This is a genomic window from Indioceanicola profundi (genome assembly GCF_003568845.1).
Lineage (GTDB): Bacteria > Pseudomonadota > Alphaproteobacteria > Azospirillales > Azospirillaceae > Indioceanicola > Indioceanicola profundi.
Genome location: NZ_CP030127.1, coordinates 351,548 through 368,535, shown reverse-complemented (window position 1 = coordinate 368,535; position 16,988 = coordinate 351,548). Strand labels below are relative to the sequence as shown.

11 protein-coding genes are annotated in these 16,988 nt (G+C 65.0%); 7 read left to right on the top strand and 4 right to left on the bottom strand.

The features are described 5' to 3' along the window. Nucleotides 1–29 precede the first annotated feature (29 nt). A complete protein-coding gene (locus DOL89_RS17950; RefSeq protein WP_119680750.1) occupies nucleotides 30–938 on the bottom strand; it encodes a glycosyltransferase family 2 protein in 909 nt (302 codons plus the stop codon). Between the two features lie 368 nt (nucleotides 939–1,306). On the opposite strand from DOL89_RS17950, the gene DOL89_RS17945 reads away from it, so the two are divergent. Genes DOL89_RS17945 through DOL89_RS17930 form a run of 4 tightly spaced genes read left to right on the top strand, consistent with a single transcriptional unit; the run spans nucleotide 1,307 to nucleotide 4,914 of the window. After that, nucleotides 1,307–2,617 carry a class I SAM-dependent methyltransferase gene (locus DOL89_RS17945; RefSeq protein WP_119680749.1) on the top strand — a complete coding sequence of 437 codons (1,311 nt, stop codon included), beginning with the start codon at nucleotides 1,307–1,309 and terminating at the stop codon, nucleotides 2,615–2,617. 1 nt (nucleotide 2,618) lies between these two features. Further along, nucleotides 2,619–3,431, top strand: a complete 813-nt coding sequence (locus DOL89_RS17940; protein ID WP_119680748.1) for a sugar phosphate nucleotidyltransferase — start codon at nucleotides 2,619–2,621, stop codon at nucleotides 3,429–3,431. A gap of 5 nt (nucleotides 3,432–3,436) precedes the next feature. Continuing rightward, nucleotides 3,437–4,102 (top strand): PIG-L deacetylase family protein, encoded by a 666-nt coding sequence (locus DOL89_RS17935; RefSeq protein WP_119680747.1) that lies wholly within the window; start codon nucleotides 3,437–3,439, stop codon nucleotides 4,100–4,102. 5 nt (nucleotides 4,103–4,107) lie between these two features. Next, entirely contained in the window at nucleotides 4,108–4,914 is an 807-nt protein-coding gene (locus DOL89_RS17930) for an FkbM family methyltransferase (RefSeq protein ID WP_162937651.1), read from the top strand. A gap of 25 nt (nucleotides 4,915–4,939) precedes the next feature. Here the strand turns inward: DOL89_RS17930 and DOL89_RS17925 are convergent, their stop codons facing one another. Together DOL89_RS17925 and DOL89_RS17920 are read right to left on the bottom strand one after the other, a co-directional pair. After that, nucleotides 4,940–8,479, bottom strand: coding sequence for a nucleoside hydrolase-like domain-containing protein (locus DOL89_RS17925; RefSeq protein ID WP_119680745.1), 3,540 nt, complete (start codon nucleotides 8,477–8,479; stop codon nucleotides 4,940–4,942). 509 nt (nucleotides 8,480–8,988) lie between these two features. Continuing rightward, a complete protein-coding gene (locus DOL89_RS17920) occupies nucleotides 8,989–10,758 on the bottom strand; it encodes a family 16 glycosylhydrolase (RefSeq protein WP_119680744.1) in 1,770 nt (589 codons plus the stop codon). A 272-nt stretch (nucleotides 10,759–11,030) separates the two neighbouring features. Here DOL89_RS17920 and DOL89_RS17915 point away from each other — a divergent pair, with 272 nt between their 5' ends. The 3 genes from DOL89_RS17915 to DOL89_RS17905 all read left to right on the top strand — a co-directional run bounded on the left by DOL89_RS17915 (nucleotide 11,031) and on the right by DOL89_RS17905 (nucleotide 16,002). After that, the gene (locus DOL89_RS17915; RefSeq protein ID WP_119680743.1) at nucleotides 11,031–11,231 is read left to right on the top strand and encodes a heavy-metal-associated domain-containing protein; all 201 of its coding nucleotides are present in this window, start codon (nucleotides 11,031–11,033) and stop codon (nucleotides 11,229–11,231) included. 433 nt (nucleotides 11,232–11,664) lie between these two features. Then, a complete protein-coding gene (locus tag DOL89_RS17910; RefSeq protein WP_162937650.1) occupies nucleotides 11,665–12,090 on the top strand; it encodes a sigma factor-like helix-turn-helix DNA-binding protein in 426 nt (141 codons plus the stop codon). A 189-nt stretch (nucleotides 12,091–12,279) separates the two neighbouring features. Continuing rightward, on the top strand, nucleotides 12,280–16,002 hold the full coding sequence (locus DOL89_RS17905) for a PAS domain S-box protein (RefSeq protein ID WP_162937649.1): 3,723 nt from the start codon (nucleotides 12,280–12,282) through the stop codon (nucleotides 16,000–16,002). A gap of 23 nt (nucleotides 16,003–16,025) precedes the next feature. On the opposite strand, the gene DOL89_RS17900 is transcribed toward DOL89_RS17905, so the two are convergent. Then, nucleotides 16,026–16,931 (bottom strand): recombinase family protein, encoded by a 906-nt coding sequence (locus DOL89_RS17900; protein WP_119680740.1) that lies wholly within the window; start codon nucleotides 16,929–16,931, stop codon nucleotides 16,026–16,028. Nucleotides 16,932–16,988: the final 57 nt, after the last annotated feature.

Here is a 16,988-nt window from a genome sequence, read left to right as displayed (position 1 = left end):
ACCGTCACCTGCTCCGTCCACCCTCGGCGTCAAGCCCGCTGGGTACGGAAGCGGTTGAGGACGAATTCGCCCCACTCGATCCGGCCGGCCACGATGCCGGCGCAACGGAGCCGTTGCACCGGCGCCAAGCCCGGCACCGTCGCGACAGCGCGCAAAATCTGCAGATACTGCTGACGCCGCGGCGGCAACCGGCTAGACCGCCCGCTGGTGTCGATCCACAGTCGCTGCTGCTCCGGCGAGAGGGTCAGCGATGTACCCACATGGTCCCGCTTCAGGAACAGGGTTTCCGGCACTTCGTGATAGCGGCCATGCAGGGCGATTTCCACCAGCAACGCCTTGTCGGAGCTGTAGTAGGACCGATGGAGGGGGGTCCGGCGCAGCATGTCGGCCCGCATCAGGCCGAACCCGTCAGTGCAGCGGACGGTGCGCAGGAAGATGTCCGCGAACCGCTTTACCGGATCGCAGGAGGTGGCGCGGCCCGGCGGCGGCGGCCCGATCCGCCCATTGCCGGCCCGGTCAAGGTACTCGCCGCGCACCGGATCGAACGGAAGTTCCGCCCCATCCTCGTCGATCAGTCGGGTCTGCGTGTGGCAGAGCACCACGCCGGGGTCCTGCTCCAGCACATCCACGGTCCGCTCCAGGAACTCCGGCTCGTGCAGGTCGTCATGGGCGACCCACTTGAAGTAGCGCCCGGTAGACAGTTCGAAGACCCGGTTCCAGTTCGGCGCCGCCCCGATATTCACCGGGTTGCGGTGGACCTTGATCCGCCGATCCTCCCGCGAGAGGCGGGCGAGTATGTCGGCCGTGCCGTCGGTGGAGGCGTTGTCGCAGACCACCAGCTCGAAATCTGTAAAGGTCTGCTCCAGGATCGCCCGGACCGCTCCCTCCAGGTAGCGCTCCCCGTTGAATACTGGAAGGCCGATGGAAACCAAAGGCATGCTGGTCCTCTAAGCTCTACAGCGATAACTCGGACGTCCTATCAATAGGAGCTACTACATATATTCACGCGCGAATGGTTGTCCGGAGCACATCCATATGCGAGAATTCGCACGTTGACTGGAAAAGCGCGGCAAGGGTGCCGGGAACGGCCCACCTGCATGCAGGGCTCGGCCTGGGCACACTGATCGACAAGGCGTCTGCCCCGCAGAACGCCTGTGCGCGCTTTTGTGTTCCGGCGTTACCCCGGATTCATCTATCAGCCCCACCCCCCTACCCGGCTGGCAGGCGGAATCGCCGTTTGCGAGCTTGAGCGGCCCCGTATGCTGCCCGAACTTGGGTCGCACTGAATTGCTTGGGGTTTCGAAGTATGGATGGTCTTGTTGCCCCGCACGGGGCCGGTGCAGGCGCGGTCAACGCCCGGCGGGGCCATTCCGTCTGCCGGGCCTGCGGGCATGAAGGTCTGCTCCCCTTCGTGAATCTGGGACTGTCGCCCCTCTGCGAGAGTTTCATTCCGCCCGAGGCGGCGAACCAGGGCGAGGCCTTCTATCCCCTGGATGTCCGGGTCTGCCCCGCATGCTGGCTGGCCCAACTTGGCGAGTATGTTCCGGTTCAGGACATCTTCACTGAATATGCCTACTTCTCCAGCTACTCCAAATCGTGGCTGCAGCATGCCGCCGATTATGTGGAGGCGATGGCCGGCCGCCTTGGGCTGGGGCCGCAGAGCTTTGTCGTGGAGGTGGCGTCGAATGACGGCTATCTGCTGCGCAACGTCGTGGCGCGCGGCATCCCTTGTCTAGGCATCGAGCCAGCGGCCAACGTGGCTCAAGCGGCCGAGGCAGCCGGCGTCCCTACCTGGGTACGCTTCTTCGGGCGCGGCGTCGCGGCGGAGCTGGCGGCGCAGGACCGCCGGGCCGATCTGGTGGCTGCCAACAATGTACTGGCCCAGGTTCCGGACCTAGATGATTTCGTGGGCGGCCTTGCCCTGCTGCTGAAGCCGGAGGGCGTGCTGACGCTGGAGTTCCCGCATCTTCTGCGGCTTCTGGCCGGCAATCAGTTCGACACCATCTATCATGAGCACTTCGGATATTTCTCCCTTGGCACCGTGCAGAGGCTGCTGGCGCGCCACGGCCTGCGGGTCTTCGATGTAGAAGAGCTGTGGACCCATGGCGGCTCTCTCCGCGTACTCGCCTGCCGCGCGGAAGCTGCGTGGGCGGAGACGCCGGCGGTTGCCCGCGTTCTCGGCGACGAGGCGGACGCCGGGCTCGACCGGGCGGAAACCTACGCGGCCTTCGGGGCGCGGGTGGAAGAGACCCGCTACCGCCTGCTGGAGCTTCTGATCGGGCTTAAGCGGGCCGGCAAGCGCGTAGCGGGCTATGGGGCGCCAGGGAAGGGCAACACGCTGCTGAACTATTGCGGCATCCGCACCGACCTGCTCGCCTTCACTGTCGACCGCAATCCGTACAAGCATGGTCGGTTACTTCCAGGAACGCGCATTCAGATCCATCCGCCTGACAAGATCCGTGAGGAGCGTCCCGACGCCATTCTGATCCTGCCCTGGAATCTCAAGGAGGAGATCATGGCGCAGCTCGACTATGTGCGGGAATGGGGCTGCCGCTTCATCATCCCCATTCCCCGCCCCGAGATCGTCGATCCGGACGCGGCGCAGGCAGGAGCGTGACATGAAGGTTGTTCTGTTCTGCGGCGGCCTGGGCCTCCGGATGCGCGACTATTCGGAAAGCATCCCGAAGCCGCTGGTCCCGCTGGGGAACCGCCCCATCCTGTGGCATGTCATGCGCTATTACGCCCATTACGGGCACAAGGATTTCATCCTGTGCCTGGGCCACAAGGGCCACGCCATCAAGGAGTTCTTCCTGAACTACGATGAGTGCGCTTCCAACGACTTCGTGCTGTCCGGCGGGGGGCGCAGGGTAGACCTGCTGGCGCGCGATATCGACGACTGGCGCATCACCTTCCTGGACACCGGCATCAACAGCAACATCGGGGAGCGGCTGCTGGCTGCGCGGCCATTCCTGGAGGGTGAGGAGATGTTCCTTGCCAACTACAGCGACGGGCTGACCGATTTCCACCTGCCGGACGTGATCAGCCAGTTGGACCGGCCCGGCGTCGTCGGCGCCTTCATGGCCGCCCGTCCGGGCACCAGCTTCCACTTCGTGCGCCAGGATGTGGAAGGCTTCGTCGAGCGGGTCGAGGATGTGACCAAGGCCGATCTTTGGGTCAATGCCGGTTACTTCGCCTTCCGCCAACAGATCTTCGACGCGATCCGCCCCGGCGAGGAGCTGGTGGAGGAGCCGTTCGCTCGCCTGATGCAGGAGCGCCGCCTGGTGGCCCGGCGTCATGACGGGTTCTGGCGCGGCTGCGATACCTTCAAGGATTTGCAGACCCTGGAATCCCTGCAGGCCAAGGGCCCCGCCCCCTGGGAAGTCTGGCGCCAGCAGCCGCAGCCGGTCGTGACCCATCTGGCAGCGGAGTGACCGGCATGTTGTCCCTTCTGCCGGCGCCCCGGTCCGGGCGTCCGTTGCGCGTGCTCTGCCTGGGCGCGCATTCGGACGATATCGAGATCGGCTGCGGGGCCACGGTGCTGCACCTGCTGGACCAGTTGCCAGAGGTGGAGGTGTACTGGGCCGTCTTCGCTGCCGCCGGGCAGCGGCGCGAAGAGGCGGAGGCCGGGGCGGCCGCCTTCCTGGGCCGTGCCGCCGCCGCCCACACCCGCTTCCATGATTTCCGCGACGGCTATTTCCCCGCCGAGTTCACGCGGCTGAAGGACGCATTCGAGGCGCTGAAAGGCTGGGTGGAGCCGGATCTGGTGCTGACCCATCAGCGGGCCGACCGCCACCAGGACCACCGCACGCTGTCCGACCTCACCTGGAACACTTTCCGGAACCACCTGGTGCTCGGTTACGAAATTCCGAAGTATGAGGGCGATCTGGGCAATCCGAACCTGTTCGTGCCGGTTTCGCCGGAGCGCGCCCAGGCCAAGATCACCGCCCTGATGGAGGGTTTCGCAAGCCAGCGCAGCAAGGGCTGGTTCACGCCCGACACCTTCCACGGGTTGATGCGGCTGCGCGGCATCCAGGCTGCCTCGCCCACCGGGCTGGCGGAAGCGTTCTATGCCGAGAAAATTACTTTCCTCCAACCGGGATGACCGCCATGCCTGCCGCGATCGCTGTTGCGAAGCGCGTTCTGAAACCCTTCGTGCCCCGGTCCTGGATCATGGATCGCCAGATGCGCCGTGCCATGGAGGGCGCGGAACTTGAGCTGCCGCTGGCGCCGCTGATGTGCGAGCGCGACGCGCTGGCGGTCGATGTCGGAGCCAACAACGGCCTCTACACCTGGCAGATGGACCGGGCATCGCGTGCGGTTCTGGCGTTCGAGCCCTATCCGGCCCTGGCTGATCGCCTGCGTGCCGAATTCGGACCGAAGGTGAAGGTGGAAGCGGTCGCCCTGTCCGACAGCGAGGGGCAGGCGGAACTGGCTGTACCGCAGCATGGCGGCGGGGACCTACCCAGCCGCAACACGCTGGAACGTGAGGTGAATACGGAGTTCAACCGCCGCACGCTGACCGTACCTGTGCGGCGGTTGGACAGTTACGGCCTGGAGAATGTCGCCTTCCTGAAGGTTCATGTCGAAGGCCATGAGTATCCAGCCCTCGTGGGGGCTGAGCGGACGCTCGCCACGAGCCGGCCCACCATCCTGGTGGGAAGCGAGGAGCGGCATGTGCCCGGCGCCAGGGAGCGCATCCGCGCTTTTCTGGAAGGGATGGGCTATGCCGGCTGGTTCATCGACCATGGCCGGCTGCGCCCCATCGCGGACTTCCAGCCGGAGGTCCACCAACGCCGGGAGCTTGCCAAACCCCCCGGCGCCGGCAGCTTCACCCCCGACTACATCCACAACTTCATTTTCGTCCATCCGCAGCGGGCTGCGGTGATGGACCGTCTGCGGGCGAAGCTCGGCTGACGCCCGCAGACGGCCCTTGTCCCGCTCAGTAGCCGTCGTACTGCGAAGAGCCGATGAGCTCCACCGCGACGCTGTCGGCCAGACGCGTTGCGATCGTACCGTACGAGGAATTGTTGAAGTGGATGTCGTCATGGGCGGCCAGACCAGCCGTCTTCGCGCCCAGGAAGACATCGTCCATGTCGGCGATCATCTTCGTCTGCGCCTCCCGGATCTTGTCCAGCGCCCCGACAGGGCCGTCCAGCCAGGCATTGTCCTGCTTGAAGGTGCCAAGTTCCTGGATGAAGATCGGGATGTCATCCCCGAACTGGTCCTGCAGGTACGCGAAGATCTTCTTGGTGGCCGTGGTGAAGTTGTTCACCACCGTGGACAGGTTGCTCCAGTCGTCCTTGACGGCCTTCGCATCCGTTTCACCCTGCGCCCAGATGATCCCGTCCAGGTCCTTGCCGCTGGCCAGACCGGCCTTGATCTGGGACACGGCATTGAGCAGCGCCGGGCCGGGCTTGTTCTGGCCGAGGTCCCACCAGTAGTTCGAACCGTCCACCTTCTCGTTCGATGCGCTGCCCGAAGTGGCGGCGTTGATGGCCGTGACCTTGCCGCCGAGTTCGCTGCCCAGCTCCTTCTCGAACACGTCGTTGCCGAGCGAGCCGCCGGTGCCATCGCCGGACCGCTTGTAGAAGTGGCCGGCCGCGTTGGATTGTCCGGCAAAGGCGAAGTAGTCGAAGTCGGACGCACTCAGCCCGACCGGTTCGGGCGTGGAGGGCGTGCTGGGGGCCGTGGGCGTGCTGGTTCCGCTGGCCTTCTCGAGCTTTACCCAGTCGAAGCGGGCCTGCTCCCAGTTCTGCTGCACGCCGGACAGGGTGATCTTGTCGCCCTGCTTCAGCTCCACGGTGAAGCTGCGGGTCTCCGCGCCATTGTCGCCGCCGGTGCCGACCCAGGAATTGACGGTCTGCCCGTTGACCTTCACGGCAAAGCTGGCCGCACCATCATTTTCGTTGAGCCAGCCAACGGACATCTTGTAGGTGCCCGACGTACCGTCGAAGGTTCCCTCGGCGGTGCCGGAGCCGTTGACCTTGATGTTGGCGCCGTTGGAAGAGGCCGAGCGGCTCTCGACGACATAGCCGCCGGACAGTTTCAGCGTCTCGGCCTCGGTGGTGCCGATCTTGAAGGTCGGGCCGCTGACAGGCACCGGTTCCGGCTGCGGCTGGGGGGCGGACGGGATCGGGGTGGGGGTCGGGGCTGGTGTCGACGTGCCTGCCGCCTCCAGCTTCAGCCAGTCGACACGGGCATGCTCCCAATCCCCCTGGGTGCCGGCGACGGTGATCTTGTCGCCCTGCTTCAGGCTCAGCGTGAAGCTGCGGGTTTCCGTCACATCCGTGCTGTTGCTGCCGCCGCCGGTCCAGGAATTCACGGTCTGGCCATTGACCTTGATGGCAAAGTTCGCGGCACCGTCAAATTCGTTGAGGTAGCGGACGCTCATCTTGTAGGTGCCGTCGGCACCGGTGAAGGTGCCGGACGCTTCGCCGCTGCCCATCACCTTGATCTGGGCCCCGCTGGAGGCCGAACCGGTCTTCTCCACCGCATAGCCGCCGCTGAGGCTGAGCTTTTCCGCCTCCGTGGTGCCGACCGTAATGGCGGGCCCGCTGGAAGACCCGGTAGAGGGGGCGGGGGCGGGTGCCGGCGCGGGCGTCGGAGTGGAAACGGTCGCCTTCTCCAGCTTCAGCCAATCGACGCGGGCATGCTCCCACCCGCCCTGGACGCCGGAGACGGAGATCTGATCGCCGGGCTTCAGGGCAATGTCGAAGCTGCGGGTCTCGAGCTTGTCGCCGCCGGAGGTGCTGACGCCGGTCCAGGAGTTCACGACGACGCCGTTTACCTTGATCGAGTACTTGGCCGCGCCATCGAACTCATCGACGTAGCGGACGCTCATCTTGTAGGTGCCTGCCTCGCCGGTGAAAGTGCCGGACGCCTCGCCAGTGCCGGTCGACTTGATCTGCGCACCGCCGGAAGCCGATCCGGTCTTCTCCACAGCGTAAGCGCCGGACAGCTTCAGCGTTTCCGCCTCGGTGGTGCCGACCTTGATGGACGGGCTGTCGGTAGGGGTCGGAAGCGGCGTCGTGGGCGGAGGGGTGGTGGGCGCCGGGGTGGTGGGAGTCGGTGTCGGGGCGCTGACCGTCTCAACCTTCAGCCAGTCGACGCGGGCGTACTCGCCGCCATTGTGGGTGGCGGCGACAGTCACGACATCGCCCTGCTGCAACGCGACCTGGAAGCTGCGCGCCTCCAGGGTGCCGCTGCTGGTTCCGCCGGTGGCTGTCCAGGAGCCCACGGCCTTGCCATTGACCTTCAGCGTGTAGGAGGAAGCGCCGTCATCCTCGTTGATGTAGCCGACGCTGATCTTGTACGTGCCCGAAGTACCGGAGAAGACGCCTTCCGCCGTGCCGGAGCCGTTCGCCTTGATGCTTGAGCCGCCGGAGGAGGCGGAGCGGCTCTCCACGCTATAGCCGCCGCCGAGCTTCAGGGTTTCCGCCTCAGTCGTGCCGACACCGATCTTGGCCGTAGTCCCGCTGCCGCCAGTGCTGCCGCTACCGCCCGTGCTGGGCGCCGGTTCCGCGTTGCCGCTGGCCGGGGCCTTTGCACGGTCCAGGCGGGCGGCGAAGTCGTTCAGATAGGCGCTGCGGTGCTCATAGACCGTCTTCGCGCCATTGTACGACCCCAGCCTGTCGGCGCTGGCGCTGCTGTCCGTCCAGTAGTTCGACGCCTTGCCGGTCTTGACGAAGCTGCCGCCCCAGCTGTTGGCACCGGGATTGTTGTTGTCAGCATTGTCCAGGAGGTAGAGCAGCGAGGGGGTGTCTCCCATCTTCAGCCCATCGACAGAGCCGGCCCCATACAGGTCCGTGGTCATCTTGTCGAAGTAAGCACCGAGCGCGCCGTGGCCCTTGGCGTTGGCGTGGATCCAGCCATTGTGGATCGAAGGGTCGTTCGCCCCCGAAGAACTCACATACATGCCGCGGAAGGTGGAGTTGTCTTCGATCCACCAGAGGTTCTCGAACACCTCCCCCTTGTCCATGTTGTTGTAGATGTAGTTGCGGGCGTTCTTGTCGAAGGTCGTATTGGTGGACCCGATCGAGAGCAAGCGGATCTTGTTCACGATGTCCGGCGCATCATGCAGCGCCTGGGCGACATCGGTCATGGCACCCCAGGTCAGGATGTAGAGCGGATCGGACGCCGAGCCTTCGCGGGCGGCCTCGACGATGGCGCGGGAGCCGGCGGTGGAGCTGGAATAGCCGGCCGAGGGCTGGGCGCTGGTCGAACCCTGATAGGTCACCGAGCGCAGATAATCCGCCGTCGGATAATCCGACGAGTAGGACTTTAGATTGGCGTAATCCTTGGCGTAGGCATCGATCACCTCGTGGATGTCCTTGGCCCGACCGCCATGGGGCGCGGGCGAAGAGACCAGCCCCTCGATCTTCAGCTTGTCGGCATAGAGGAATGCATGGACAAGAGATTGATCGTCATCCTTATCGCTGCCGCCAATGTCGGTAGAGATGAAAACGCGGGGCTTCGCCATGTTTCGGTTCCTACGTCAAGGTGCATGTGGGTTCCACATGCCGATGTCTGGATGACCTCTCACCATGTCGGTGTGAAGCGCGGAATGCCCTTGACGCTGGCCGGGAAAGTTAACCGATTACTTAACGATTCTGGCGACCGCCCGCTGAACGCCGGATGTGTCACAGCGGCAGCGCCGATGGCGCCGCCATCCGCTATCCAGCTAACATGCTGATTTCGCATGGAAAATCTGACGGGTAGGTCAGCCACTTCCGAGTTAGCAATAAAGCGCCTGAACCCATTCCGATCACAGCTTTACCACAATCGGAATCGCGTGATTTCCCTCTTGGCGCTTGGCCGTAGCTGCCAGACCACAGGGATTTGCGATCCGCGTTGCCCGCTGGCCCAGCGCTGGAGATCCTACCGGATACCTGACGCCGGGCAGACATAAGTATGCCGCCGTCGGCAGGGCCGGCGGCGGCGGTTCGTCCTACTGGTAAGGATTAGGAAAAATTCAGAAATCGGATGCGATCACCCCAGCCCGTCCCATCCGGGCGTTCCGGCGGCGCCCACGAGCCCGACATTGGGGGGAGCGATCTCTTCGATCTTCAGCCAGTCGACGCGGGCATGTTCCCACCCCTCCTGGGTGCCTGCGATGGTCACGACGTCGCCGGGGTTCAGCGCGGCCTGCACGCTCCGTACGTCCAGCGCATCGCTCCCGCCGGTTCCCACCCAGGACTGGACCGTCTCCCCGTTGATCCGGAGATCCAGACCGGAAGCGCCGTCAGCCTCGTTCAGGAAGCCGATGCTCAGCGTGTAGGTGCCTGCCGGGCCGGAGAATGCGCCTTCGGCCTCCCCGCTGCCCGTCACCTTGATATTGCCGCCGCCTGAGGACTGGCTCCGGCTCTCGGCGGCGTAACCTCCTGCAAGCGCCAGAATTTCCGCCTCCGTGGTGCCGAGGGAAATCCCAGGCAGGGCGGGAACAGGCGTTTGCGGTCCGTCCGCCATCACAGGGCCGCCTATCGGCCCTTCGACCGGGTCGGTGAATACGAACATCTCCGGCGTCAGCTCGGCGATGGTCGTGTCCTTCATGAGCAGCGCCTGATCCTCATCCAGGCGCAGCACGACATCCGTCCCCGCCTGGTTGAGCCAGGCCTGGACCTCCTCGAAATGACGGAAGTGGAAACCTTCCAGCCGGATCTTGTCAGTGTTCCCGACACTGTTCGAAAGGTCGAGGATGGTGTCGCTGCCGTCGCCGTCGCGGATGATGAACATGTCCGCGCCAAGCCCCCCGTACAGCGTGTCATGACCGCCGCCGCCAAGGATTTCGTTATAAGGCGCATCCGACCCGGCGAGATAATTGGCCTGGTCGTTGCCGGTGAGAAAGCGGGTCTTCTCACCAGACAGGATCGCCGCGGTCTCGGTAGGCGCCAAACTATAGTCCCAAGTGGCCGCGACCGTAGCGCCCTCGCCAGACACGGGTGCAAAGACATTCATGTCGACAGGCGTCCAGTCCAACGGCACGCCTTCCACGGGCTGATCGAGCGGCTTGTGGTAGGCGCGGATGTAGTCGATCTGCATGTCCGCCGGGAACTTCGTGTTCGCATCCGGCCGCCCCGGCCAGAAACCGCCGACCGTCAGGTTCGCGATCATGTACATGGGCTGGTTGAAGACCTGATTGTCGGTCTCCCCGATCTTCACCCCGTCGAAGTACCAGACGACCTTGTCCTCCTGCCAGTCCACGCCATAGGTGTGGAAGCCATCGGAACTGTCGAACTGCCCCTTGCTGACGGCGGCGTACTCGGTGACGCGCTTCCCCTCTTCATCGATGTAGTGGTAGGTGCCGCGAAGCTTGTCCGGCTCATGGCCCAGCACTTCGACCACGTCCATTTCCGGCGGCCATTCCCCGTCCAACCCCATCATCCAGAAGCAGGACCAGAGGCCCTTTCCTTCCGGCAGCTGGGCCCGCATCTCGAAATAGCCGTACTGCATCGAGAAGGCCTGCTCGGACGAGATCAGGCCCGATGTGTAGTCCTTGTTCTCGATCAGCGGCTTCAGGTCGCGCGGAGCCTTTTCCGCCCGGATCGTCAGAACCCCATCATCGGTGCGGAATGGGTTCAGCCCCAGGTTCTTGTAGCCGGGATCGACATAGAGCTGGCGTTCGCCATTCCCATCCAAGGAGCGGCTGCCCCAATATTCCGTCGTTTTCCAGAGGCCGCCGTCGGTGCCGAGAAGCCGGAGACTGTCGAACTCCTCGTTGAAGACGAGCTTGTAGTTCGACAGGTCGATCTGGTCGCTCATTGCACGCTTCCTGCTTCGTTGCTGTTGCCGTGAAACACGGGCGGACGGCAGGCGGGAATCCGCCCATTCGTCACGCCAACAGGCGTGAGGCGTTCCATGTCACTTCCGACCTAATCTTTATCCCGGCTTTCTGCATGGTCCCGGACCGGCCGGCAGAACCGCGGCTGCGAATCCGGCAGCCCGCCCCTTGACCTTCCAGCGACTGGAACCCCCATCTTCCCGCCGATGCCGTTCGCCGCGCAGGCGGGCGACGCCTTAGTCGAGGAGAGGATATGATGAAGCTTCAGGTATCCGGAATGACCTGCGGGGGCTGCGCACGGTCCGTTACACGCGCCATCGAAGCCCTGCCTCTGGTCGAGCGTGCGCTGGTCGACCTGAAGACCGGCGAAGTTATCGTGGAAGGAACCGCGGACAAACAAGCGGTCCGGCAAGCGGTCGAGGAGGCGGGATTCGAGGTCCGGGGCACTGCCTGACGGGTTCCGGATCGAGGCGGGAGGCGGCTTCCCCGCCCTGCGAAGGGTAGGGGAGCCGCCTCCCTCGACCACCCTCCCGAAATGGGAGAAGAGCACGCTGCTGCGCTCCACAGGAGTATTTCCTGGAAAAGTCGCTATAGCCCTTTCATGGCCCATTTCCGCGGCCGAAAACTCATGTATTTCTCTGAGTAGCGGGGCATGAAAAGTTAATAGCAGCGCCATGCTGCCAGGGCGAAATCGAGCGCCTTCATAATCCTCGAGCGGGAGGCGACGTACCATGACTTTAACAGGTTCATGTACAGAGCAACCCGATGCCGGGCCGGTTTGGAAACCAGCCAAGTCTAATACTGTGAACGCGAATGATTTTCCGGAGGAAGCGAGTAGTGAAGTGGGACGACGCCATCCCGCTTCCTGGCTGCCGGATTCTGCGGGCTTGAAGCTTTTTGAAAGAAACTTGGGCAGCCGCGTGTTCCGGATCACCGCAAAAATCGCGGCTGGACGGTCGTACCTGCCGGGCGGGCTGATCAACTCCGTGAAATGGATTCGCAGTATCATTCGGACCGGCGGACCGCAGGCAGGCAACCAAGCCGGTCACAATGAGATGGCTTCCGGGATGGGGTGTGAAGACGGCATCTCGACCGATCCCCAGGTCGGCGCGCTCCGCAAGGCAATGGCGGACCTGCCGCCGGAACTTCGAGAGGCGCTGATCCTGGTGACGGTGGACAGGTTGAGCTATCGCAATGCGGCGGATTACCAGGGCGTCTCAGTCGCCTGTCTGAACGGGCGCGTCGCGCGCGCAAGGGCCATCCTGGCGGAAGATTTATGCCTGCTTGCCCAGGGAACCGCCAGACTGCGCTAGAGGCGCTTCCGCCGCGGGGCGACAACGGGCAGCATCCGCCCGGCATTCCGGCCTCTTCCGTGCTGCATCATTGTCGACCGCAGCAAACCCCGTTACAAGGGCGCGCGGCTCCGCGCCTTGCGCGCGCCGCTGATGGCGAAGACAGCGAGCGGCGAAAGCGGACGCTCTCCTTGGGGTAGGTCGGCGTTGGTGTCCAGGAACGGAGCTTTACATCCAGCGCACGACAGGATCGCGCGCCTTGTTCTCGACAGCGCGACAGATGTCGCGATCATCACCACGGACCTGCGCGGGATCATCACCAGCTGGAATGTCGGCGCGGCAGCTATCATGGGATGGCAGGAAGCCGAAGCGGCCGGAAACCACATAGAAATCATCTTCACGCCTGAGGACCGAGCCCAGGCCGCCTGCGCCAGCGAGATGGAAACCGTCCGCTCACAGGGCCGGGCAGAGGATGAGCGCTGGCACATGCGGCGGGACGGAACTCGCTTCTACGGATCGGGCCAGATGATGCGGCTCGAAGACGAGACCTCAGGCGAGCAGATCGGATTCCTGAAAATCCTGCGCGACCGCACCGCGGAGCAACGCCATCGCGCCACCGCCCGGATGAGCGAGAGCCGACAGGCATTCCTGCTGGAGCTTACCGATCTTCTGCGCGGGCAGGAGGACACGCCCGAAATCCTGCGGAAGGTCAGCGCCATGCTTGGCGCCCACTTCCAGGTCGACCGGGTCGGCTACGGTCACGTCGACGAAGCGGCGGATCTGATTGAATACGACATCTGTTGGACCGACGGCACCGTCCCTCCGCTGCTCGGCACCTTCGCCGCGAGCGCCTTCGGATACCGCGTCATCGACCGCCTGCGCGCCGGGCAGACAGTGGTCATGGACGATGTGCGCTCGCATCCGCTGACCGACGATCAACCCGCCCTGCGGACCTCGGCCGAGGTGGACACCCGTGCCGTGCTGGTCGTGCCGTTGGTCAAGGCCGGTCGGCTGCGCACCATTGTCTATCTCAACCAGCGTCCGCCGCGGACCTGGACGCCGGACGAAGTGCTGCTGATGGAGGAGGTCGCGGAACGTACCCGCGAACTGATCGAGCGCGGACGTGCGGAACAGGCGCTACGCGCCAGCGAGGCACGCTGGCGCGGCCTGTTCGAACGCATGCACGAAGGCTTTTTCGTCGGCGAGGCGATCCGGGACGATCAGGGCAGGATGCGGGATTTCCGCTTCCTGGAGGCGAATCCCGCCTTCGAAATGCTGACAGGCGTGCCGATCCAGCAAGCGGTGGGGCGACCGGTCCGGGAGGTGATCCCCGGTATCCAGGATCAATTGATCGAAGATTATGCCCGCGTCGTCGATACAGGCTGCCCGGCCCAGTTCGAGGTGCATGTTCCCGCCCTGCAGGACCGCTGGTACGAGGCCAGGGCACGGCAGACCGGCCCCGACCAGTTCGCCGTGCTGTTCCTGGAGATCACGGCCCGCAAAGCGGCCGAGGCCGCGCTGGAGCAGAGCCAGGAACTGCTGAAGCGCAGCGAGACCAGATTCCGTCAACTGACCGAACTGGCACCGGCGATCATCTGGTTCGGCAATCCCGACGGCTCGCTGAGCTACCTAAATCCCTACTGGTACGAATATACAGGACAGACGCCGGAGACGGCGCTGCCCATGGGCTGGGCCGATGTCATCCATCCCGATGATGCGGACCGACTGGCGGCGATCTGGGAGAGTTCACGCGCCCGCGGCGTGCTGTACGAACTGGAGGCGCGGCTGCGCCGCCTTGACGGCGCCTACCGCTGGTTCGTCATTCGTGCGCAGCCATTGCGCGACGAAACCGGGCGAGTGACAGGCTGGCTCGGTAACAACAGCGACATCGACGACCGTAAGGCTGCCGAGGATGCGCTCACCCGCCTGAACGAAACATTGGAGCAACGCGTCGCCGAGGCGCTGGCGGAACGCCGGATCTGGGCGGAAATCTTCGAAACCAGCGACGCGCTGATCGGCGTAGTGGATAGGGAGTTCCGGTTCCTGGCGCTCAACAGGGCCTATGCAGACGAGTTCGAACGGATTTACGGCGTCCGCCCCTATCCAGGCGCAGACCTGCGCGCCCTCCTGGCGGAGCAGCCGCGGCACCGGGCAGCCGTGCAAGCCATATGGGCGCGGGCATTGCACGGGGAGACTTTTACGGTCGTTGAGGAGTTCGGGGAGGAGGCGCGCGCCCGCCCCTGCTACGAGCTCCGCTTCAATACGTTGCGCGACAGCCGGGGCGCAATCGTCGGCGCCTTCCAATATGCGGTCGACGTCACCGAGCGGCTACGCGACCAGGCCCGCCTGATGCAGGCGGAGACGGCACTGCGCCAGTCGCAGAAGATGGAGGCGGTCGGCCAGCTCACCGGCGGCATCGCGCACGACTTCAACAATCTCCTGCAGGTGGTCAGCGGGAATCTGGAGCTGCTGGCGCGGGATGTCGCCGGCAATGCGCGGGCCGAGATGCGGGTCCGGAACGCGCTTGCCGGCGTTGCCCGCGGGTCGAAGCTGGCCTCCCAACTCCTCGCCTTCGGTCGGCGGCAGGCGCTGGAGCCGAAGGTGGTGAATATCGGCCGGTTCGTGAAGGACATGGACGACATGCTCCGGCGCGCGCTGGGCGCGGCGGTGGAGATCGAGACGATCATCGAAGGCGGCCTGTGGAACACGCTGATCGATCCCGGCCAAGTCGAGAACGCGATCCTGAACCTGGCCATCAACGCTCGCGACGCGATGGATGGGCACGGTCGGCTGACCATTGAGGCCAGCAACGCCGTGCTGGATGCGGAGTATGCGCGCCTGCAGAAGGATGTGAAGGCAGGCCAGTACGTCATGCTGGCCGTGACCGACACTGGAACCGGCATCCCGCCCGACGTGCTGGAGCGGGTCTTCGAGCCCTTCTTCACCACCAAGGCGGAGGGCAAGGGCTCCGGCCTCGGCCTCTCGATGGTGTATGGCTTCGTCAAGCAGTCCGGCGGACACATCAGCATCTACAGCGAGGTAGGGGAGGGAACTACCGTTAAGCTGTATCTTCCGCGCGTCCTGGAAGCAGAGGATGTGCTGGTCGAAACGGCTGCCGTTCCGATCCGCGGCGGAGCCGAAACCATCCTGGTGGTGGAAGATGACGAGGATGTGCGGGAAACCGCCGTCGCCTTGCTGACGGAACTTGGCTACCGGGTCCTGCGGGCCAAGGATGCGGCGAGCGCCCTGGGCGTCATTGAAAGCGGCCTCCCCATCGACCTGCTGTTTACCGACGTGGTCATGCCGGGCCCGCTGCGCAGCCCGGATCTGGCCCGCAAGGCCCGCCAACGCCTGCCCAACATCGCCGTGCTCTTCACCTCCGGCTATACGGAAAACGCCATCGTCCATGGGGGGCGGTTGGACCCGGGCGTGGAACTACTGGCCAAGCCCTACTCGCGGGAGGGCTTGGCGCGGAAAGTCCGTCACGTTCTGGCAAACCAGGAGCAACGGAACCAAGCCGGGGCAAAGGCTCTAACGGCTCCCCGCCCAAACCCGACAAAGGTAATCTCGCCGCGGCCGCTCAAGGTTCTGCTGGTCGAGGATGACGATCTGATCCGGGCCAGCACCTGCGAGCTGCTTGCCGATCTTGGGCATGAGGTGGCGGACGCCCCGTCGGCCGAAACAGCCATTCCCTTGCTGCAAGCCGGCCGGTTCGATCTGCTGGTCGTCGACATGGGCCTGCCCGGCATGTCCGGTACGGATTTGGCGCGGAAGGTCCGGGAAACCGATCCGGGCATCGCCGTGATCTTCGCCACCGGCGACAGCACCGCCCCCGCAATCGGCGGCGCTCCCGCCATCCTGCTGCGCAAGCCCTACAATGGGGCGGACCTCGCTGCGGCTCTTGGTGAACTGCCGGATCGCAAGGCCGGCTGACAATGAACCGCCCCAGCCCGGCTTCAAGCCGCCGGGCGCGCGGGCGGGGCGACGAGCCCCATCCGCTCAGCCCGGTCCAGCAGAGCCTTGACCGAGGAGGCCGACCAGCGCGTGCCCTGCCGCGGCGTGCGGATGCGCATCTCCTCCAGCCGGGCGGCGATGGCCCGCAGGCTGATCTTCGGGTCGGCTCCCCTGATCCCCGCCACGACAAGCAGCACATCGTCCTTGGGCGGCTTGCGCGGAGCCGGCCCGACCAGCGCCGGGTCGGCCAGCCCCTCCGCAACCAGCCGGCGGACGGCCCTGGACAGCCGGTCGGCCGTCCAGGGCTGGCCCGGCGATCCCAGCGTGCCCAGCGCCTTCGCCACCTTGTCCCAGGAATTGGCCGGGCGCAGCGCCCGCACCTTCGGCATCCAGATATCCATGCCGGCCAGAAGCCCATCCATGTACTGCCGGTCACGGATGGCGGCCAGTTCGCGAAGCGCTTCCGGATCGCGCCGAAGGAGTGCGGGATTTCCCCCTACTCTGCCCCGGGCCCGCGCCGCCCTCAGGCCCGCCAGGGTGCGCTCCCGGATGAGGGCCCGCTCCAACTCGGCCGCGGCGCCAAGGACCTGAAGGGCGAATTTGCCCTGCGGCGTGGAGGTGTCGATCGGGTCCCGCAGCGATTTGAAGTGCGCGCCCGCCGCCTCCAGCCGCTCGATCACCTCCAGCAGGTGCGACAGCGACCGGGCCAGACGGTCGATGCGGGCCACCACCAGGATGTCGCCGCGCCTGATGCGCGCCATGGCCCGCGCCAGCTCCGGACGCGCCCTGTTCCCGCCCGAGGCCCTTTCCTCGAAAATCTCGTCACAGCCCGCTGCCTTCAACTCATCCAACTGGCTGAGAGTCGCCTGATCCTCCGTCGATACCCGCGCATACCCGACCAGTGCCATCCATTCGTCCCTGTACTACGTGCAAGCGCCTTCTCTATAGCGTTGCCGCGACGGTTC